Origin of the sequence: Candidatus Clostridium stratigraminis, assembly GCF_045310675.1 — a bacterium.
In the GTDB taxonomy this organism is placed as follows: domain Bacteria; phylum Bacillota; class Clostridia; order Clostridiales; family Clostridiaceae; genus Clostridium_AT; species Clostridium_AT stratigraminis.
On record NZ_JBJHZZ010000001.1, the window covers coordinates 346,342 to 368,099 of the forward strand.

A 21,758-nucleotide genomic window follows, 5' to 3' on the forward strand; every position below is an offset into this window, starting at 1 on the left:
ATAAATCTTTTAAGCTATGTTAAGATAATTAATAAAAGGTAAACAATACAAATATTATTGAAACAAATTAAACAAAGGATGGTACAAAAATGAGTAAAATAGTTTCATCAAAAGTACAAGAGTTTATTAATGAGAATCTTAATGATGAATTTTTTAAAAATAATATTCCAAGTCAGGTTTCTGCCTATAGCATTATAGATATCACTACAACAGTTGATGGAATGGATGAAGAGATATACAGAAATCTGCCTAAAGAAAAGAAACTTGAAATAAAAGCTGAAAATAAAGTTGCTGAAGAGGAAGAAGACATAGATAAGCTCTACAATTTGTTAAGAAAAGGGCTTAACCCCAGCACAGTTAATATTATAACTATTAAGTTAATGAAACATGAAAAAGTAATAATTCCTAGATTACTTGAGAATATAAAGAAAAGTGCAAATGAAAGCTTTGTTGAAGCTGCTGCCAGGATATTTATAAAGTCTGAAAATAATTATTCAAAGGAAGTTTGTGAAATATTGCCTGCTATTAAATATCCATATACACAGGCCGTTTTTTGCTATATACTTGGAAAGATAGGCAGTGAGGAACATATTGAAACCTTATATAATTACTTTAATATTTTTAAAAGAAATTATGTGAATGAAACCTATTTCGAAGGCCCTTTAGTTGGACTTTATGAAATGAAGAGAAGATATGAATTTAGTAAGTAGAACGGAGATCCTGTATTTAATAACATAACCATATAAAGAGAATAAAAATACTGCCTGCAGATATTTAAAAACCAGCAGGCAGCATTTTTATTTTTTCGATAGTTAGGTCTCAAGTATTTTGTGGAAAATCAAATCATCAACGTATTTACCGGTAACTTGGCTCACGTGATGCCTTAATACGGTTCCCGCATGTACAAAGCCTAGCTTTTTTACAGCATTTAAAGAAGCTTGATTGTCGCTATACACATAGATCCGAGCTATGTTAACACCGTCTGCCTTCATCTGATCTAAAGCAAAGTTAGTAAGTTCTGCCGCAAGGCCAGAACCACGTGCTTCGGGATGAGTGGCTGCTGTTAAAAATGCAGCATGGGATTTTTTATTTGCCATATCACGCCTGCCTCTAACAAGGCATAAAACGTGAGAGGGTTCTTTCTTAGGTACAGCAACATAGGAAAGCTGTGCTGGATTGTCTATAAAATTCATTATCTCTTCTTTAACTGCAAGCTCAGTAAATGACACTTCAGATCCTTCTGCTTTCAATAATTCAATTAATGACCATATACTTTCAATGTCTTCGGACTTTATTCTACGAAAATAATAGCTCAAAATAACACCTCGATATTATTTGTTTCTTAATGGTGAAAATGATATTTGCTTATTCAAATTTATAATTGTGGGCCTTCTGCTAGAACTAACATATAATTTTATTGTATCATAGGTAGAAAAACAAAGATATTTATTCCGTAAAACTAATTTAAGTATTGTGTTATATATGGAGTAAATTTATAATTAAAGCAATTTACTAGGTAAAAGGAGGAAACTATGAAAAATAAACAAAAGGATATAGCTAAGGCTTTTCTTCAAGGAGTTGTAAATGACAAAGTTCGTGAGGTTTATGAGTTATATACATTACCTAATTTTAAACACCATAATGGATTTTATAGCGGTGATAGAGAATCACTTTTAGAAGGAATGCTCCATAGTAATACAGTATTTCCAAATAAGAAGTTAACTATAAAGTTGGCAATTGCAGAGCCACCATATGTTACAATTCTTTCTTATGTTCAAATCACAGAGGATAAAGAGGTGGCTGTGGTACATATGTATCGTTTTGAGGGAGAAAAGATTGTTGAAATGTGGGATATATCCCAAGAGGTACCTGAAAATTCCCCTAATGAAAATGGTATGTTTTAATAATTATTTCAAAAAAGTATAGTGCAAAATGCAATCCCAAAAGGGATACTAAGCTTTAAACGTAAAAATGTAAGGTGTTAGCTTAATAAGCTCTATTATGCAATATAAAATTCTCCCCAGAAATGAGGAGTTTTTTTCTTGTTAAGTGGTTGAAAAGAGAAAATACCATTAACAATATATAGATAAGAAAGGAGAAGGCTGATATAATATTTTTAGAATTTTTAAAAAGGAGCCATTAAATGAAATACTATTTAGCACCAATGGAAGGTATTACGGGTTATATATATAGGAATTGTTATGAAAAATTTTTTCATAATATTGATAAATACTTTACACCTTTTATTGTTACAAATAAAGGTACAAGTTTTAAAGGAAAAGATTTTAGAGATGTCTTGCCTGAAAATAATAAAGTGATGAATTTAGTACCTCAAATACTTACTAATGATTCAGAAGGCTTTATTAATACTTCTAGAAAATTAAAGGAATTAGGTTATAATGAGGTCAATTTAAATTTGGGATGCCCTGCTGGAACGGTAGTTTCAAAAAATAGAGGTTCAGGATTTCTGGCTAAAAGAGAGGAACTTGATATATTTTTAAATGATATATTTAAAATAGATGATATGAAAATTTCTATAAAAACTAGAATAGGTAAAGATAGTCCAGAAGAATTTTATGAGCTAATAAAAATTTACAATAAATATCCTTTAGAAGAATTAATTATACATCCGAGAATTCAAAAAGATTTTTACGGAAATAAACCTAATTTTCAGGTATTTAAAGATGCATTAGCTTCGAGTAATAATCCAGTATGTTATAATGGGGATATTTTCACTGCTGATGATAATGAGAAATTAATGAAAGCATTTCCAGAAGTAAATACTATAATGCTGGGAAGAGGAATACTAGCTAATCCAGGGTTAATAAATGAGATTAAGAATAATATCTTTGTAGATAAAAAGGTATTAAAAGATTTTCTTGACGAGATTTTTAATGCATATATAGAATTATTTAATGAAGAGAAAAATGCAATATTTAGAATGAAAGAACTCTGGGCATATCTGATTTATATATTTTCAGATAATAAAAAATATGCAAAGAAAATAAAGAAAGCACAAAATCTAAAGGATTATAATGAAGCTGTCTTAAGTTTATTTACTGAGCAGAAAATTACTAAAGGAGCTGGATTATTTAGTAATCAAGAATAAATATAAGCTATAATTAAAATGATTACTAAAATATAAGAAAGGTGATAGCAATATGGTTAATGTTACATTAGGGAGAACGGGAATAAAAGTAAACAAAAATGGCTTTGGTGCTCTTCCAGTTCAACGTGTTTCTAACGAGGAAGCTGTAAGGCTTCTAAGAAAAGCCTATGAAAGTGGAATTAATTTTTTTGATACTGCAAGAAGTTATACTGATAGTGAGTTTAAAGTAGGACTTGCCTTAAGTGAAGTCAGGGATAAAATAATTATAGCAACTAAAACACCATCCATTACTGTGGAAGGATTTTGGAGTGATTTAGAAACAAGTCTTACTTTACTTAAAACAGATTATATCGATATTTATCAGTTTCATAATCCAAGTTTTTGCCCTAAGCCAAATGATGGGACAGGACTCTATGAAGCCATGTTAGAGGCTAAAGAACAAGGGAAAATTCGTTTTATAGGTATTACAAATCATAGACTTTCAGTGGCTTTAGAAGCAGTTGAATCAGGGCTGTATGACACTTTACAGTTCCCTTTTAGCTATCTAGCTGATAAAAAAGACGAAGATTTAGTAAATTTATGTAAAGAGAAAAATGTGGGTTATATATGCATGAAAGCTTTGTCAGGTGGGCTTATAACAAGAAGCGATGCTGCTTATGCATATCTTTCTCAGTTTGATAACACCTTACCTATTTGGGGAGTACAGCGAGAAAAGGAGCTTGATGAGTTTATTTCTTATATTGAAAATCCACCTGTGATAACGGCTGAGATTAAAGAATTTATTGAGAATGAAAGAAAAGAGCTTGTAGGTGAATTCTGCCGTGGTTGTGGATACTGTATGCCTTGTCCTGTAGGTATAGAAATTAATAATTGTGCAAGAATGTCACTGCTCCTTCGTCGTTCTCCAACTGAAGGACATCTTTCAGAAGAAGGGCAAGCTAAGATGAAAAAAATTGAGGATTGTATAGAGTGCGGCAATTGTAAGGCTCATTGCCCTTATGGGCTTGACACGCCAAATCTTTTAAAGAGAAACTATGAGGACTACAAAACATTCTTAAATATATGATATAAAAGGAGGAATTACATGAATTCAATATTTAAAGGGGAAGAAAGGAATACCTATCTAGCATATTTGGCAGTTTGTATACTTTGGGGTTCAACATATTTGGCAATAAGAATAGGGGTAAGTGAGTTCCCGCCAGCTCTTTTTGCTGGATCTAGGTTTTTAACTGCTGGTCTTATAATGTTTTTATTTTCAGTTTCTAAAGGAATGAAGCTTCCTAAGGATTTTTCAGAGACTATGAAGATTTCTGTAGTTGGTCTTTTTCTATTATTAGGTGGAAATGGTTGTGTTGTTTTGGCAGAGAAAAATGTAAATTCAGGGATAGCGTCACTTTTAGTTGCAACTGTACCTCTTTTTATGGCTCTAATAGAACTTTTTTTACCTGGAAGACCAAGGCTTAATTTAAAAGGATGGATTGGGCTTTTATTGGGATTTGGGGGGGTAGCAATTTTAGCTTTTCCAAATTCAAGTGGTTCCTCAGGAAGTATTTTTGGCATAGTACTTTTACTTATAGGTTCCTTTTCATGGGCGGTGGGCTCTGTATATTCAAAAAGTTTTAAGCCATCTGCATCGATAATTCCAAATATCGCAATACAAATGCTTGCAGGCGGAATAGGCTTGATTATTGTAGGTGCTTTCTCAGGGGAGTTTTCAAAACTTCATGTTACCTCAAAAGGTATTGGCGCTATAGTTTATTTGATTATATTTGGTTCTATTTTAGGCTACAGCTGCTATGTTTATATACTTCATAAATGGCCTGCAGCAAAGGCAGGTACTTATGCTTATGTAAATCCTCTTGTTGCAGTTTTCCTGGGAGGCATTGTTCTTAGTGAGCCTTTGTCAGTTTGGGTAGTAATGTCAACTGTTGTAATTTTAGGTGGTGTAATTTTGGTACAAACCTCAAAATCTAAAATACAATAGTATATTTGTCATAAGTCACCTATAATTATATAGGGTAAATACTTTAATAATAAGCAAAGGTGAACAGTGTGGAACAAAGGAATTTAGTAAAGTCCGAAAATAAACGAAGCAAAGCAATAATTATGCAATTACTAGCAGCAGTACTTTGGAGTACTGGAGGAATACTTATTAAGCTTGTTGACTTAAGTCCAATGGCTATAGCTGGAATGAGAAGTTTGATTACAACCATTGTTATTTTATCATTCCTTAAGAAATCTTCATTGAAATTAACATGGAATAAGGCCTTCGGAGCTATATCTTATACAGCTTTGGTTGTACTATATATATCTGCAACTAAAACCACTACCGCTGCTAACGCAATTTTACTTCAGTATACCTCACCTATATATATTGCCATATTTGGCGGGTGGCTTCTAAATGAGAAGGCAAAACTTAGGGACTGGATTATCATTATGATTATTATATGCGGAATGGCACTGTTTTTCATGGATGATATTGCAGGTGGAAGTTTGAAAGGAAATATACTTGCTGTGCTCAGTGGTGTTGCCTTGGCATTTAATACAATGTTTATGAGAAGAGAAAAAGATGCTGATCCTCTGGAAAATGTGTTTTGGGGGAGTATTTTAACCATACTTGTAAGTTTGCCTTTTGTTTTTCAAAAGGTTCCTAGCCCAAAGAGCATAGTTGGACTTATATTGCTCGGAGTATTTCAATTGGGATTTTCTTACGTACTATATGCTAAGGCAATTAAAAAGATAACGGCTTTAGAATCAACCTTTTTGTCTTTAATTGAGCCACTTCTAAATCCGCTATGGGTGTTTTTAACCATTGGTGAATTACCTGGGAAATTATCAATTTTGGGAGGAGTAATTGTTCTAGCTTCGGTAACTGTGAGCTGTCTAAAGCCTAAAAGGAAAGTTACTACAGAATTAGTAGACAAGATTGGAATATAAATAATTTTAGCATTGACAAAATTCCTATATAATCATATATTATAAATGTGTAAATATTTTTAATAATTAAACATTTCATGAAAGGGAGTGTGTTTTAATGAGTGCAAATTTTAAGGTGATTGCTTCTTAAAACTTAATATGGGCAAAAATGTGGCCTTTAAATAATTATATCTTTTTTTGTGTCGGATTTTTGCAAACTAAATTAACCTTTCATAATTACTGTGTATATGAAATGCATAAGCATCGCCGAAGGGTGGTGCTTTTTTTACCGCAAAATGCAGTCTAATTTTATGGGGTGCTTTCTGCGGTATTTTTATGCTTATTTTTAGTAAAGGAAAGGAGAGATGTTTTATGAAAAGTATATATTTAATAGAAGATAACAATGTATTAATTTTAGATTTAGTAATGAAGAAATTAAAGAAAAAATTGGAGGTTAAAGCCCTAAATGGGCTTTAACGGGCAACATGCGAGCGGGAGCGAGCGTGCTAAGTTGCCCCGTGCTTCCGACTAGGAGGAATTAATGAACAATATTATTGAAAAATACGGGTATACAGATTTTTATAAAATACAGGAAGCCATGCATAATGCTATAGAAGGTGAACTTATACCTGGAAGAGTTGTAGAAGTTCAAAGGGAACAGTATAGGATTATAACTAAGGAAGGTGAGAGTACTGCAAAGTTAAAGGGCTCTTTATTCTACAATACGGCTGTAAAAAATATCTATCCTTCTGTTGGAGACTTTGTACTTGTAAAGCATAATCCTAATGGAGAAGATATTATATATCATGTACTTACAAGAAAAAGTAAGTTTTCAAGGCTTGACTCCTTTAATGAATTGGAACAGATAGTAGCTGCAAATTTTGATTATGTTTTTATTATGACATCTTTAAATAAGGATTTTAACCTAAGAAGAATAGAAAGATATTTAACTTCTGCTTGGGAAAGTGGGGCAGTACCTGTTATTGTTCTTACAAAATTAGATTTATGCAGTGACTATTCAACTTTTGTTGAACAATTAGAACAAATTGCCTTTGGTGTTTCTATAATTCCCATAAGCTCCCTTACTGGTGAGGGGCTTAAGAAATTAGAGGAATTCATTAAACCTTCTAAAACTATAGTATTTCTCGGCTCATCAGGTGTAGGAAAGTCAAGCCTTGTAAATGCAATAGCTGGGGAAGAAATAATGAAGGTTAGCAGCATAAGGGAAGATGACAGCAAGGGTCGTCACACCACAACACATAGGCAGCTAATTATGCTTGAAAATGGAACTATGATTATAGATACTCCAGGTATGAGGGAGCTTGGCATGTGGAATGCCTCTGATGGCTTAGATACAGCTTTTTCTGATATTGAAGAGTTATCAATTAAGTGTAAATTTAGTGATTGCAGCCATACCAGTGAACCAGGCTGTGCCGTAAAAGCAGCCTTAGAAAGTGGAGAGCTTACAGCAAGTAGGTGGGAAAGCTATTTAAAGCTTAAAAAGGAAATCAAGTATGCAGAAATGAAAGAAAATTCAGCTGTTAGAGCAAATGAAAAGGCACGATGGAAGAGTATATCTAAGCTGCAGAAACAATTAAAAAAAGGCGGAACCATTTATTAATATAAAGAGAGCACAGCAAAATAACCTTTTTATGTAGAATAGAAGGTGCTATGGCATATAGAAATTTTTACTAATGTGCCATAGCATCCTTAACAGTTTATTCTATTGTTATAGCTTCTACAGGGCAAGAAGTTTCAGCATCTTTAGCTTCAGCTTCATTTGAAGAATCTACATCTCCAATAACACCTGCCTTACCATCATCCTCCATTTCAAAAACATCTGGAGCAATGGAAGCACATAAACCGCAGCCTATACAGGTTTCTTTATCAACAAAAGCCTTCATTAAAATCATCTCCTTCATATATTCATTACATAATAATAGTAATCTAAATTACCAAAATTAACTGTGATTTAAATCAAAAATAAATATAATAGGATATAATAAGTATACAATTTAATTCACATGGTATATAATAACTTTATATTAAAAATATGGAGGTTTGTCAAAATGGGATTCTGCTGTTGTTGTTATTTAAATAATTTAATACTTTTATATTTAAATAGCAATAAGTCTGCAAATTTTTGAGATAAGCGCAGCTTGAAACAAAATTAAGATTATCTACTGCAGGTTTTTGCCTGCAGTTTATTTTTTTGAAGAAAGGGAGAATATTATGGGCTTTTCAATTTACAACACATTAACAAGAAATAAGGAAGAGGTTAAACCTATTGAGGATAGCAAAATAAGGCTCTATACCTGTGGACCTACAGTTTACAATTACGCACATATAGGTAATTTAAGAACCTATATTTTTGAAGATGTTCTTAAAAAGTCTTTGGAGTATGCAGGTTTTAAGGTTAAACGTGTAATGAATATAACAGATGTTGGGCATCTGGAATCTGACTCTGATACTGGTGAAGATAAAATGTCTAAAGGAGCAATGAGAGAGAAGAAAACTGTATGGGAAATTGCAAGATATTATGAAGAGGCATTTTTAAAGGACTGTCAACATTTAAATATCATAAAGCCGGAAGTTGTGTGCAGAGCCACAGAACACATTGAAGATATGATAAAGTTTATACAAATATTAGAGAAAAAGGGTTTTACCTATAGGGCAAATGGCAATGTTTATTTCTCCATTGAAAAGTATCCAGAATATACAGAGCTTGCAAACCTAAGCATAGATGAACTTGTGGCAGGCAGCAGGGTTGAGGTGGATGTCTATAAAAAGAGTCCTTTAGACTTTGTATTATGGTTTACGAACTCAAAGTTTAGTAATCAAATAATGCAGTGGGAGTCACCATGGGGTAAGGGTTTTCCTGGCTGGCATATTGAATGCTCTGCAATGTCAATGAAGTATCTTGGGGAAAGGATAGACATACATTGTGGAGGCATAGATCATATTCCTGTCCATCATACAAATGAAATAGCACAATCAGAAAGTGCAGTAGGTCATAAGTGGGTTAATTATTGGATGCATGGCGAATTTCTGGTACTTGATAATGGTAAGATGTCTAAATCAAACGAAGATTTTTTAACTGTGTCAAGACTTATAGAAGAAGGATTCAGTCCATTAGATTATAGATATTTTTGTCTTCAGTCTAAATATAGGAAGCAGCTTGTGTTTAGCTTTGATAGTCTTACTGAGGCTAAAAAATCATTTTACAAATTAAAAGAAAAAATTAAAAAAATAGTAGAAGGTAAAAAGCTTGGTGAAGCTTGCCATACTAATAAAGTTAAAAGCTATCAGCAAAAGTTTTTAGCTCAAGTAAGTGATGATTTAAATATTGCAAATGCTTTTACAGTTTTATCAGATGTTATAAAAGATGATAAATTGAATAGCTCAGAGAAATTTTATTTAATTGAAGATTTTGACAAGATCTTTTCTCTTGATCTAACTAAAGCAAATGATTTAAATGAAAAACCTTCGTTAGATAAAGAATATATTAATAATTTTATATTGGAAAGAGACGAGGCAAGAAAAGAAAAAAATTGGGCTAGAGCAGACGAAATCAGAAATATACTTTTAAATGAGAATATAGAATTAGTTGATTTAAGAGAAGGCACAACATGGAGGGTAAAACAATAAAGCTTATTATTTTGTGTTAGGTAGTATATATAATTATGAATTTGAAGAAATTAAATATTATAATTAGAAAGTTTCTTTAATTAAATTTGTAAAATTACAATAATTATGGTATTATCAATGTTACAGAATTTTATAGGGGGTAACTAACAAGAAATGAAAACAGAACCTGATCCTGCGAATATTACTTCGCAGTTAATTTTAATAGCCATACTAACATTAATTAATGCATTTTTTTCTGCCGCAGAAATGGCAATTGTGTCACTTAATAAAAATAAAATAAAGGTACTTGATGAAGAAGGGGATAAAAAGGCAAAACTTCTATTAAAACTAATGGAAGAGCCAACAAAATTCTTGTCTACAGTACAAGTAGGGATAACCCTTGCGGGCTTCTTTTCCAGTGCTTCAGCTGCTACAGGAATCTCAAAGAGCTTGTCTTTTTATTTAAATAGGCTTAATATTCCATATAGCGAACAAATAGCCTTAGTAGGGGTAACGGTAGTTCTCTCTTATATAACCTTGGTTTTCGGAGAATTATTTCCAAAGAGAGTGGCTTTGCAAAAATCTGAAGCTTTGGCAATGGCAGTGGTAAAACCAATTATGTTTGTATCAAAAATAGCAGTTCCTTTTGTAAAACTGCTTTCTGCATCCACAAATATTTTGGTTAGATTAACTGGTCTTGAAATAGAAGGACTAGACGAGAAGGTATCCAAAGAAGAAATTAGGTCTATGGTGGAAGCCGGACAAGAAAACGGTGTTATAAATGAAACAGAAGTAGAAATGATTAATAGCATCTTTGAATTTGATGATAAACTTGCCAGCGAAGTTATGACTCCTAGAACTGAAGTGTATTTAATTAATATTGATACTCCATTAAAGGAATATTTAGATGAGTTAATTGAAGAGAGATATTCGAGAGTACCAGTCTATGAGGGAGATACAGATAATATTATTGGTATTCTATATATGAAAGACTTCTATGCAGAAGCAAGAAAAAATGGTTTTGATAGTGTAGATATAAGATCTATTTTACATCCACCATATTTTGTACCAGAAACAAAGAATATCGATGAACTATTTAAGGAACTTCAGGCTTCTAAAAAACATATGGCTGTATTAATTGATGAATATGGAGGCTTCTCTGGAATAGTTTCTATAGAGGATCTTATAGAAGAAGTTATGGGAAATATTGAGGATGAATATGATGACGATGAACCAGAAATAAAGAGAATCGATACCAATACTTCTATAGTTGATGGAATGCTTTCAATTGATGACTTTAATGATTACTTTGATGTTAATATTGAAAGTGACGATTATGATACAATAGGCGGATTCCTAATAGATCTTTTGGGACGTATTCCAGAAGGTGCTGAAGAAAACAATATAGAATATGAAAAACTTATATTTAGGATATTGGAAGTTAAGGAAAAAAGAATTGAAAAGATAAAGGTTTATGTACAAAAAGATTCTTAGTTTTATATTAAAATTTATGCTCTGCAGAAATGTAGAGCTTTTTTATATATCAAGGAAAAGGAATTATAGTTAATTTATAGAATATATTAAAATAGAAATATTTAATTTCAAAGTGGGGGTTATATATGATGCCTTTTGATCCATTTAATAGTTTCTTATTTAATTTTACATCTATTTTTGTGCCTGTTATTTTTATTATTGTTTTGGTTGGTTTTATATTTGTTTTTGCCAAAGGAATTAAAACCTGGAGCTACAATAATGGGCAGCCTGTGCTTTCTGTTTGGGCAAAGGTGGCTAGTAAAAGAACCAATGTTACAAGCACTATGCACAATGATAATGGAATTCAACACCACTCCACCTCAACGACCTATTATGTCACCTTTGAGGTAGAAAGTGGTGACAGAATGGAATTTACCGTAATTGCTAATGAATATGGTATGTTAGTAGAAGGGGATATTGGGAAGCTTACTTTTCAAGGAACTAGGTATAAGGGATTTAGCAGGGATAGAGGAGAATAAAGGGCAACTTAGAAATTTAAAGTAAAAAAAACCGACCGTAAGGTCGGTTATGCTTTTTATTGAAGCGTCCCTAGCTCTAACTTAAATTATTGGCAAAAATACATTTATTGTAGTCCCGACCCCAAGCTCACTTATTATAGTAACTCCATACTCATTACCATAAAGCATTTTAATTCTATCATCAACATTTTTAATTCCTATTCCGGTAAAATGCTTATTTTTTAATGGAAGTGCAGAGTTAAGTTTTGATAATTGTTCCTCATCTATACCGGTTCCATTATCTACGATTTCACAAAATAAATTATTATTCTTTTCGGAAATAAATACATGTATTCGACCTTCCTTATCACCATTAAATGCATGAAAAAACGCATTTTCTATAAAGGGCTGGAGTATAAGCTTCGGCAGTTTATAATGTATACATTGAGGCATTACATAAAAACTGGTTTTGATGTCTTCTCCATAGCGCATTTCATTTATATAAACGTAATGCTTAAGATTCTCAATTTCCTGATCAACTGTAATAGTTTCACTTGTGTTGCTAATGGTATTTTGAAGCAGGGATATAAAAGAATCAATGGTTTCACTGGTTTTCTCCTTATCACCTTTTAATGCAAGCCACTTTATAGAGGCTAAGGTGTTATATATAAAATGAGGATTTATCTGCATTTGAAGTGCAGATAATTCTGCTTGTCTTTGCTTTTTCTGGGCTATAAGAAGCTTATCTATATAAGCATTTAAATCATCCAGCATAAAATTAAAGGATCTGCTCAGCCTTTCTATTTCATAGCCACCTTGAAGGTTTATATGATTTTTAAAGTTGCCTTCTGTTACTTTTGACATTTCTTTAACTAGAATCCTTAAAGGTTTTGTTGTTTTTCGAGTAATAAAAAATAATATAATTACAGAGAAACCTACTATAAGACTGCAGATAATAACAATTTCATTAATGTTATACATTGCATCAAGGGCAACCTTTGTATCTACTCTATTAACTAAATAAAAATCATAAATGGGCATGTAATTTGATAAAACAGTATAATTTTTACCCTTTGACTTAATATCCATATACTTTATTTTCTCGTTATTAATTTTTTTAGCTGCATTGAGCAGATCTTCATCTTTTTGCCCTATAAGACTCTTATTATTTGAAGAAACAATTGTACCGTCAGAAGCTATCATAAAAATATCATTTCCCTTAGTAGGAAAATTGGAATACAGCTTACTGAACACATTTTCATTAATAGTAATATACAGCACTCCAAACTGCTGCTTTGTATTTTTATCCTGCAGTATTTTTGTAGCTACTATAACCTTTTTATTTACTGTTGAGCTTGTATATCCAAAACTTCTATATTGATATAGAAGCTTATCTGGGTTTTGTAGAGCATTTCGTGTAACCAGATCTTCTCTAATGGCATCCTTAGAGGAAACTAATACAGAGGAGCTTCTGACATAGGTAGAATTATTTTTACCTAAGACGATAAAATCAATATTTACAGGATCTAAAACCGCCTCAAGAGGCTTTAAATTCTGTTTAAGGTTATATATAGTATTTACTTGATCTATTATATCGCTGCTGTTATCTGTAAGATATTTTCGAAAGGCCCAGCTGTTATTAACTGTGTTCATAACTGTTATTAGCTTGTCATTTAATTCTGCGGAATTATCTTGTATTTGATTTAAGATTCTAGTATTAGTTATGCTGAAGTTATTAACAAAAAGTCTTTTTGATATGTCCATTACAGAAAAAGCAGTTATAACTGAAACAGCTATACTGCTAATAAGCATTATTAAAGCCAATTTAAAAAATAGACTCAGGGATCTGAATTTTTTAACAAATTTATTCATAGTTTCCTCGTTTGCTTAACATAATATTTTTTCTGAATTTGCTAGGAGTTGCTTTTTTTAATTTTTTAAATACCTTACAGAAGTAACTATGATCTGAGTAGCCAACTAGATAACTTACCTCAGAAACAGGGATATCTTCATTCTTTAAAAGTTCTATAGCCTTTTCTACACGGATTTTATTAAGGTACTCACTAAAGCCTTCTGCCAAATGAGAGCTAAAATAGGAGGAAAGATAATAATAGTTAAAATGAAATTTATCAGCAATTTCTTTAAGTGATAATTGTTCATTATAGTGATTTGAAATGTACTGGGTAATTTTATTTATAATTTCATCATTAACTGAGAATTCTTTATTATTAATTATTTTAGCTATTACTTGCTCTATACTTTCTAAGATATTTAAGAGTTCTGACCCATATTTAGCAGCATCAATTTTTTGAAAGTATTCTATTTTTGAGTGATTAATATCCACCACATCAAAGTGAAGCTCATCTAAAATGCTTATTATATTATAAAGAGCACTTTGAAAAAGAGTTTTTAGTTCAAATTCATTTATGGAGCAGTATGTTAATGCGTTAGAAATATATTGTTTCAAATAATTAAAAGCTGAAGATATGTTAAGCTCATAAAGCATTTCAGAATAGTGTTTGAAATCAAATTTTTCCTTATATGCATTTTTAGGGAGTTCCTCCTTAGATATAAGCTTCTTATCCTTTAAAAAGAATTTGCAGCCAAGGAGAGACCTAAAATTATTATTGTAAACCTCTTTAATTTTATTCAAGGAAATAAAAATGTCACTTAAAGTAAAGTAAATATCAGGATAAGCTACTGACATATTTAACAGCATCTCATTAACCGCCTTTAAAAGTTCACCTTGACTTTTCTTTTCAAAATTGATCAATAAGATGAATATGTCTTTATCTATATCTAACTCATAAAAAACAAATTTATCAAAGAAGGTCTTTGATTTTTTTGATAGAAGTAATTTTATGTTCGAAGGATTTTTAGAGGCCTTATCGTAAATCCTTTTGGTATCCATACCAATAAAAATAAAGCTGTCGTATGGAAAGACTTCAGTAATTAATGACAAGTCAGTAGCAAAACCAGAAGCAAATTTGCTTAATTCATTACTTACATTCAATTCAATTTTATCAGCATTTATAACTAAATTGGGAATGCTTAAGGCAATATTTTTTAAAAGAGTAAGTACCTCCTCTGGGTTTAACTTAGGTTTAAGTATATTATCGCTTATTCCAAGTTTGAAGGTGCCTTTTACATAATTAAAATCACTATAACCGCTTAAAATTACTATTTGTATTTCAGGATAATTTTCTTTAATATATCTTACAAGTTCTAAACCATCCATAACAGGCATAACAATATCTGTAATTACTATATGGGGTTTAAGAGTCTCAATTAAGCTTAAGGCTTCTTTTCCATTAGATGCTTCACCAACAATTTCAAAACCTTCTTTATTCCATTCCACAAGGTGCTTAATTCCTTGCCTAAGAAGATATTCATCATCAACTACTAAGATTTTGCATAAGTTATCCAATGCTATCAAATCCTTTAATAAATAATAAGTTATCATTTTAATTATAGAACAGGGTATTGCACTTTTCAATTACAGCACAGAGAATTAGCTTCTATATGAAAAGGTATACAAAAATATTTTTAAAATCTTAAAATTTTACTAATTTAAAATTTAGTATATAAATAATATATTAAAATTGCACAAATTCACATAAATATATTCTTACTTAATTTTCTGAATTTAAGCTACAATATATTTAGAAACAATGTAAAGCGTTTCATATAAGTAAAGGGGGAATAAGAATAATGAAATCAAAGAAGATAATAGCACTTGCATTAGGTGCAATTATGACTTTAGGTCTATCAGCTTGTGGAAATTCATCAGCAAGTAATACTCAGGCTCCTCAAGATGGAGGTAAAAAGAAGCTTGTAATATGGGCATGGGATGGAACCTTTAACGTAGTTGCTGCAAATGAAGCAAAAGCAATCTATCAAAAAGAAAATAAAGATGTAGATGTTGAAGTAGTGGAAATGGCTCAAAATGACATAGTACAAAAGTTAAATACTAACTTAAGTGCAAATTCTACTGATGGATTACCTAACATAGTACTTATGGAAGATTATAGAGCACAGAACTTTTTAACTGCATACACTGATTCCTTTATGGATATTTCAGGTAAAGTTAATTCCTCAGATTTCATGGATTACAAGATTAAATCTGATAGTGTAAATGGTAAATTATATGGACTTCCATTTGATAGTGGAGTTACAGCTTTATTCTATAGAACTGATTTAATAGAGCAAGCAGGTTATAAAAAGGAAGATATGAACAATCTTACCTGGGATAAATTCATAGAAATTGGTAAAGCTGTTAAGGCTAAAACTGGAAAAGCAATGCTTACCTTAGATCCAAGTGACTTAGGCTTAATAAGAGTAATGATGCAGTCAGCTGGTCAATGGTATGTTAAGGAAGATGGAAAAACTGTAAACATAGCAGATAATCAAGCACTTAAGGAAGCTATAAAAACTTGGAAGAATCTTATGGATGCAGGAATTGTTAAGCCAATTACAGGCTGGGATAACTTCGTTGGTGCCTTCCAAAAGGGTGATGTTGCTTCAGTTCCTACAGGCTGCTGGATTTCAAGCTCAGTTATGAAATCACAAGATCAAAGCGGTAAATGGGCAGTTGCTCCTATTCCAAGATTAAGTACAGTTCCAAGTTCAGTAAATGCATCAAATCTTGGAGGTTCAAGCTGGTATGTACTAAGCAAAGTTGGTAACTCAGATTTAGCAGTAGATTTTCTAGCTAAAACCTTTGGCAGCAGTAAAGAACTTATGAATACTTTAGCAGAAAAGATCAATCTTGTAAGCACATTAAAATCTGCTTCAACCGTTGATAACTATAATAAATCAATTGACTTCTACGGCGGACAAAAGCTGATGCAAGATTTTGCAACTTGGTCAGCAAAAATTCCAGCTGTTAACTACGGATCAAGTACCTACAACATAGAAGATATTCTATCAGGCGCTGTTCAGAACATTGTAAGCAAAAATGCAAATCTAGATACTACACTTAAGGATGTTCAAAAGCAGGCAGAAGCTGCTGTAGCTAATCAATAAGCATATACCAATGCAAATCGCTATTTGATTTTGAGAAAAAAGTAATATAATCTCTATCAAATAGCGATTTACTTTAATAAAGGGCTAAATAATTGATAATTATTTAGTACAGTATAAGGAGTACTAAGGGCTTAAGCATTGATAATGCTTAAGTGCAGAATAAGGAATACTAAGGGGGTATGACATTGAAAATTAATAAAAAAGGCACCTTAGAGAGAAAGCATAATATTATTGGCTGGTGTTTTACAATCATAAGTATATTACTGATAGTTACTTTTGTTTTTTATCCTATGATACAAGCCTTTATTACCTCCTTAAAGTCAGGAACCGGTAATAACTTAAGATACGTAGGATTCAATAATTATAAAAGGCTTTTAACTGATGATACCTTTAAAAAAGCAGTTACTAATACTTTAATATATTTAATAGTTCAAGTTCCTATAATGATTTTATTGGCTTTATTCATTTCCGTACTTTTAAATGACAAAAACATTAAAGGAAAAGGCTTTTTCAGAACAGCAATATTTTTACCCTGCGTTACATCTCTAGTAGCCTATTCTGTAATATTTAAAAGCTTATTTGCCAATGATGGTTTAATTAATAAACTTTTATTAAATATACACCTAATTTCAGCACCAATTTCTTGGATGACAAGTCCTTTTTGGGCTAAAATTACAATTATAATAGCAATAACGTGGCGTTGGACGGGTTATAATATGATATTTTATTTAGCTGGCTTACAAAACATAGATCCAGCAATTTATGAGGCAGCAAGAATAGATGGGGCTTCAGAAGTAAAACAATTCTTTAATATTACAATACCTTTACTAAAACCGATTATATTATTTACAACAATTACTTCTACTACTGGAACTCTGCAGCTTTTCGATGAAGTAATGAATATCACTGGAGGCGGACCAGGAAATGCCTCAACTACAATTTCACAATATATATACAATCTAAGCTTTAAATATACAGCAAACTTTGGATATGCAGCAGCAGTTTCCTATACAATTTTAGCTATGATTGTTATATTATCACTAATTCAATTTAAAGTGGCAGGTGATAATAAATGAGAAAGATAACAAAGATACTTAAATATATATTTTTAACAGCGGCAGCTTTAATTTCAATTTTCCCATTTCTATGGATGCTAATAAGTGCGACTAATAAGTCCATAGAGGTTAGTAGAGGCTCCTTATTGCCTGGGACATTTTTATTTGAAAACCTGAAAAATCTTTTTGCAAACAATTTAAACTTCGCTAATTCCTTAGTTAATTCAGCTAAAATTGCTGTAATAACTACAGTTTTGGCACTAATCATTTCCTCTTTAGCAGGTTATGGCTTTGAAATTTATAAAACTAAATTCAGAGATAAAATATTTGCTATTTTACTTTTGTCAATGATGGTTCCTTTTGCATCACTTATGGTACCCCTATTTAGGATGTTTAGAAGCTTTAAAGTATTTGGATTAAATACTACTGCTTCAGTAATTATTCCAAGCATCGCCACAGCCTTCTTAATTTTCTTCTTCAGGCAAAATACAAAAGCTTTTCCAAAGGACTTGTTAGAGGCTGGCCGTATTGATGGCTTAAGTGAAATACAGCTGTTTACTAAGATTTATGTTCCTACTATGAAATCTACCTATGCAGCAGCAGCTATAATTACTTTTATGAGCAGCTGGAATAACTATATGTGGCCCCTTATTACGCTGCAAACTGCAAGTAAAAGAACAGCACCGCTAATAATATCTACAATGAGTTCCTCTTACACTCCAGATTATGGTATGATTATGGCGGGAATAGTAATAGCAACTTTACCAACAGCATTAGTATTCTTTTTGATGCAAAAACAATTTGTAGAAGGAATGCTTGGCTCTGTTAAGGGTTAGTGCAGCAAACGAAAGGTCCCTGTGCCGCATTAAATAAAATAAGAATAAAGAGTTAGTAATTGAGAAGATATAATTATTAACTCTTTATTTATACTTAAGGAGGTAACACAATGAATTTTAAGACTCCAAGCACAGCTTGGCTTTCTGATCCATCAATTTTTGCAGTTAATAGATTAGAACCACACTCAGATCACAAATACTACGTAACTATTGAAGAAGCAAAAAAAGGGGAAATGACACTAAGGCAAAGCTTAAATGGAAATTGGAAGTTTGACTTTGCACTTAATCCAAATGATAGAATTGATAATTTTTATGAAGAAGATTTTGATTGTAATGCTTGGAAGGATATAACCGTACCTGGACATATTCAATTACAAGGCTATGATAAACCCCAATATGTAAATACCATGTATCCTTGGGACGGGCACAGCTTTTTAAGGCCTCCTTTTATATCCGAAGAATATAATCCTGTAGGGAGCTATGTAAAATATTTTACACTAGAAGAAGAACTTAAAGATAAGCCCCTATTTATTTCCTTCCAAGGAGTAGAAAATGCGTTTTACCTTTGGCTAAATGGAGAGTTTATAGGCTATAGTGAAGACAGTTTTACCCCCTCTGAATTTGATTTAACGCCATATATAAAAAATGGCGAAAATAAGCTGTCAGTAGAAGTTTACAAAAGGTCTACAGGGGCTTGGCTGGAGGATCAGGATTTTTGGCGCTTCTCCGGTATATTTAGAGAGGTTTATTTATATACGGTTCCTAAAACTCATATCTCAGACATCTTTGTAAAAACAAACTTAGATAGTGAATATAAAAATGCAGTATTAGAAATGGATTTCAAAATAACTGGTGAGCTTAGGGGGCAGGCATCATTAGAACTAATGGATAAAGATGGTTTAACTATTGCCTTCTTAAATGAGGCTTCACTTAAGGATTTTATGTCCCTTAAGCTGGCTCTTAGCAACGTAAAGCTTTGGAGTGCTGAAGATCCATATCTTTATACACTTTATATTTATATTAAAGATAATGCAGGTAATATTATTGAAATTGTTCCTCAAAAAATTGGCTTTAGAAAATTTGAAATTATAAATAAGGTTATGAAGATAAACGGCAAGAGAATAGTCTTTAAGGGTATAAATCGTCATGAATTCAACTGCAGAAGAGGAAGAGCAATCACTAAGGAAGATATGCTGTGGGACATTAGATTTCTAAAGCAAAACAATATAAATGCCGTAAGAACCAGCCATTATCCAAATCAAAGCTATTGGTACGAGCTTTGTGATGAATATGGGATCTATTTAATTGATGAGACTAATTTAGAAACCCATGGTTCCTGGCAGAAGATGGGCGCAATTAAGCCTGATTGGGTTATTCCTGGCGACAAACCCGAATGGCTTAACATTATATTAGACAGGGCAGCTTCCATGCTGGAAAGAGATAAGAATCACCCATCCATACTAATTTGGTCCTGTGGAAATGAATCCTTTGGCGGAGAAAACTTATTTAAAATGTCTGAGTACTTCAGAAAAAAGGATCCCTCCAGACTGGTACATTACGAAGGTGTGTTTAACGACAGAAGTTTCAATAATACAAGTGATATGGAAAGCAGGATGTATGCTAAAGTTAATGCTATAGAGGAATATTTGAATAGTAATCCTGAAAAACCTTACATAAACTGTGAATATATGCATGCCATGGGGAACTCCTGCGGTGCAATGCACAAGTATACAGAGCTTGAAGACAAGTATGAAATGTATCAGGGCGGATTTATCTGGGATTATATAGATCAGTTTATAGTTAAAAAAGATAGCTTTGGCAGAGAATTCTTAGCCTATGGCGGTGATTTTGAAGACAGACCAACAGATTATAATTTCTGCGGCAATGGTATAGTATATGCAGATAGAACAGTCTCACCAAAGGCGCAGGAAGTTAGAAAACTCTATGAAAATATAATGCTCATTGTTGATAAAAATGGAGTTTTAATTAAAAATAATAATCTTTTTATAGACACCTCAGAATATTATCTTGAATATTACCTTGAGTATAACGGCAAGGAAATTTATAAAGATAATATAGAGATTAATATTAAAGCAGGTGAAGAAAAGTATGTTGACTTCAATTTGCCTAAGGTTTATGAAGCTGGCGAATATTCCATAAATGCTGCATTTAAACTTAAAAATGCTGCTCCATGGGCAGACAGAGATCATATAATCGCCTTTAGCCAGTATGTATATAAGACAGAGGAGAAAGCTGCTTTTAATAAAATGGAAAAGCCTACCGTAATAAATGGCGATGTGAATATAGGAGTAAAGACTAGAGACTTTAGTGTATTATTTTCAAAGCAAGAGGGTGGAATAGTATCCTTAAGATATGGAGGCAAGGAGGTTATTACTCGAGCACCAATGCCAATATATTGGAGGGCCATGACGGATAATGACAGAGGAAATGGTCAGGGCTATAGATGTGGTCAGTGGCTTCAAGCAAGCATGTTTCAACGCTTAAAAGAGGTTCAAGTATCGGAAGAGGATTATAGCGTAACTGTAAAATACACCTATGCTTTACCTACTATACCAAAAACAGAGGTAATAGTAGCCTACACCACCTATGGTAATGGTGAAATTAAGGTTTGCTGTGACTATAAAGGAACTGAAGGGCTACCAGAACTTCCTATATTCGGCTTTGCAATTAAATTATCTGCAGATTTTGACAGCTTTAAGTGGTTTGGTTTAGGACCAGAGGAAAACTATTGTGATAGACTGCAGGGCGCAAAATTAGGAATCTTTGAAAAGTCAGTAATTGATAATGTTTCAAAATATGCTGTGCCTCAAGAAAGTGGAAATCACACAGGAGTAAGATGGGCAGAGATTAGAAATAAAGACGGCTTTGGGCTAAAGTTTAAGGCATTAGAAAGTGCTTTTGAACTTGGAGTATCGCCTTATACAGCCTTTGAACTTCAAAATGCACTTCATTACTATGAACTACCACCTGCTAATTATACTGTAGTTACCATAGCAGTAAAACAGATGGGAGTTGGGGGAGATGACAGTTGGGGTGCTCCAGTCCATAAGGAATATCTCATAGATTCCTCTAAAGATATACATTTTGAATTTGTAATAGGAAAATGTTAATACTAAAATTCTAAAATAATTTTAAGGAATTTACTGCTGACAAAATGTCAGTAGTTTTTTCCTATAAG

At 32.2% G+C, this 21,758-nt stretch carries 18 protein-coding genes; 14 read left to right on the forward strand and 4 right to left on the reverse strand.

The features are described 5' to 3' along the window. Positions 1-89: 89 nt before the first annotated feature. On the forward strand, positions 90-710 hold the full coding sequence (locus ACJDUG_RS01760) for a hypothetical protein (RefSeq protein WP_406768154.1): 621 nt from the start codon (positions 90-92) through the stop codon (positions 708-710). Between the two features lie 102 nt (positions 711-812). Here ACJDUG_RS01760 and ACJDUG_RS01765 read toward each other — a convergent pair whose 3' ends face one another. Continuing rightward, positions 813-1,316, reverse strand: a complete 504-nt coding sequence (locus ACJDUG_RS01765; protein WP_406768155.1) for a GNAT family N-acetyltransferase — start codon at positions 1,314-1,316, stop codon at positions 813-815. A 216-nt stretch (positions 1,317-1,532) separates the two neighbouring features. On the opposite strand from ACJDUG_RS01765, the gene ACJDUG_RS01770 reads away from it, so the two are divergent. The 6 genes from ACJDUG_RS01770 (at position 1,533) to rsgA (ending at position 7,646) form a co-directional block, all read left to right on the forward strand. After that, positions 1,533-1,904 (forward strand): nuclear transport factor 2 family protein, encoded by a 372-nt coding sequence (locus tag ACJDUG_RS01770; protein WP_406768156.1) that lies wholly within the window; start codon positions 1,533-1,535, stop codon positions 1,902-1,904. 239 nt (positions 1,905-2,143) lie between these two features. Further along, on the forward strand, positions 2,144-3,109 hold the full coding sequence (locus tag ACJDUG_RS01775) for a tRNA dihydrouridine synthase (RefSeq protein WP_406768157.1): 966 nt from the start codon (positions 2,144-2,146) through the stop codon (positions 3,107-3,109). 52 nt (positions 3,110-3,161) lie between these two features. After that, the gene (locus ACJDUG_RS01780; protein WP_406768158.1) at positions 3,162-4,175 is read left to right on the forward strand and encodes an aldo/keto reductase; all 1,014 of its coding nucleotides are present in this window, start codon (positions 3,162-3,164) and stop codon (positions 4,173-4,175) included. An 18-nt stretch (positions 4,176-4,193) separates the two neighbouring features. Further along, positions 4,194-5,093, forward strand: coding sequence for an EamA family transporter (locus ACJDUG_RS01785; protein WP_406768159.1), 900 nt, complete (start codon positions 4,194-4,196; stop codon positions 5,091-5,093). A 68-nt stretch (positions 5,094-5,161) separates the two neighbouring features. Further along, positions 5,162-6,046 carry a DMT family transporter gene (locus ACJDUG_RS01790; protein WP_406768160.1) on the forward strand — a complete coding sequence of 295 codons (885 nt, stop codon included), beginning with the start codon at positions 5,162-5,164 and terminating at the stop codon, positions 6,044-6,046. A 520-nt stretch (positions 6,047-6,566) separates the two neighbouring features. Next, on the forward strand, positions 6,567-7,646 hold the full coding sequence (gene rsgA, locus ACJDUG_RS01795; protein WP_406768161.1) for a ribosome small subunit-dependent GTPase A: 1,080 nt from the start codon (positions 6,567-6,569) through the stop codon (positions 7,644-7,646). A 97-nt stretch (positions 7,647-7,743) separates the two neighbouring features. Here the strand turns inward: rsgA and ACJDUG_RS01800 are convergent, their stop codons facing one another. Then, a complete protein-coding gene (locus tag ACJDUG_RS01800; protein ID WP_406768162.1) occupies positions 7,744-7,929 on the reverse strand; it encodes a ferredoxin in 186 nt (61 codons plus the stop codon). A 328-nt stretch (positions 7,930-8,257) separates the two neighbouring features. On the opposite strand from ACJDUG_RS01800, the gene cysS reads away from it, so the two are divergent. The 3 genes from cysS (at position 8,258) to ACJDUG_RS01815 (ending at position 11,664) form a co-directional block, all read left to right on the forward strand. Beyond that, positions 8,258-9,673: a cysteine--tRNA ligase gene (gene cysS, locus ACJDUG_RS01805; RefSeq protein ID WP_406768163.1), complete on the forward strand. Its 1,416-nt coding sequence runs from the start codon at positions 8,258-8,260 to the stop codon at positions 9,671-9,673. A 153-nt stretch (positions 9,674-9,826) separates the two neighbouring features. Beyond that, the gene (locus ACJDUG_RS01810; protein WP_406768164.1) at positions 9,827-11,146 is read left to right on the forward strand and encodes a hemolysin family protein; all 1,320 of its coding nucleotides are present in this window, start codon (positions 9,827-9,829) and stop codon (positions 11,144-11,146) included. A gap of 125 nt (positions 11,147-11,271) precedes the next feature. Next, positions 11,272-11,664 carry a DUF2500 domain-containing protein gene (locus tag ACJDUG_RS01815; protein WP_406768165.1) on the forward strand — a complete coding sequence of 131 codons (393 nt, stop codon included), beginning with the start codon at positions 11,272-11,274 and terminating at the stop codon, positions 11,662-11,664. Positions 11,665-11,745: 81 nt separating this feature from the next. Here ACJDUG_RS01815 and ACJDUG_RS01820 read toward each other — a convergent pair whose 3' ends face one another. Both ACJDUG_RS01820 and ACJDUG_RS01825 read right to left on the reverse strand, forming a co-directional pair. After that, positions 11,746-13,515 (reverse strand): sensor histidine kinase, encoded by a 1,770-nt coding sequence (locus ACJDUG_RS01820; RefSeq protein WP_406768166.1) that lies wholly within the window; start codon positions 13,513-13,515, stop codon positions 11,746-11,748. Continuing rightward, positions 13,508-15,106: a response regulator transcription factor gene (locus ACJDUG_RS01825; RefSeq protein WP_406768167.1), complete on the reverse strand. Its 1,599-nt coding sequence runs from the start codon at positions 15,104-15,106 to the stop codon at positions 13,508-13,510. Before ACJDUG_RS01825 ends, ACJDUG_RS01820 begins: the two co-directional genes overlap by 8 nt. Positions 15,107-15,354: 248 nt before the next feature. Between ACJDUG_RS01825 and ACJDUG_RS01830 the strand changes: the two genes are divergently transcribed. The 4 genes from ACJDUG_RS01830 (at position 15,355) to lacZ (ending at position 21,690) form a co-directional block, all read left to right on the forward strand. Next, positions 15,355-16,668 (forward strand): ABC transporter substrate-binding protein, encoded by a 1,314-nt coding sequence (locus ACJDUG_RS01830; RefSeq protein WP_406768168.1) that lies wholly within the window; start codon positions 15,355-15,357, stop codon positions 16,666-16,668. Between the two features lie 179 nt (positions 16,669-16,847). Continuing rightward, positions 16,848-17,744 (forward strand): carbohydrate ABC transporter permease, encoded by an 897-nt coding sequence (locus ACJDUG_RS01835; RefSeq protein WP_406768169.1) that lies wholly within the window; start codon positions 16,848-16,850, stop codon positions 17,742-17,744. Then, positions 17,741-18,559: a carbohydrate ABC transporter permease gene (locus tag ACJDUG_RS01840; RefSeq protein WP_406768170.1), complete on the forward strand. Its 819-nt coding sequence runs from the start codon at positions 17,741-17,743 to the stop codon at positions 18,557-18,559. The genes ACJDUG_RS01835 and ACJDUG_RS01840 overlap by 4 nt, the downstream gene beginning before the upstream one ends. A gap of 110 nt (positions 18,560-18,669) precedes the next feature. After that, positions 18,670-21,690: a beta-galactosidase, LacZ type gene (gene lacZ, locus ACJDUG_RS01845; protein ID WP_406768171.1), complete on the forward strand. Its 3,021-nt coding sequence runs from the start codon at positions 18,670-18,672 to the stop codon at positions 21,688-21,690. Positions 21,691-21,758 lie beyond the last annotated feature (68 nt).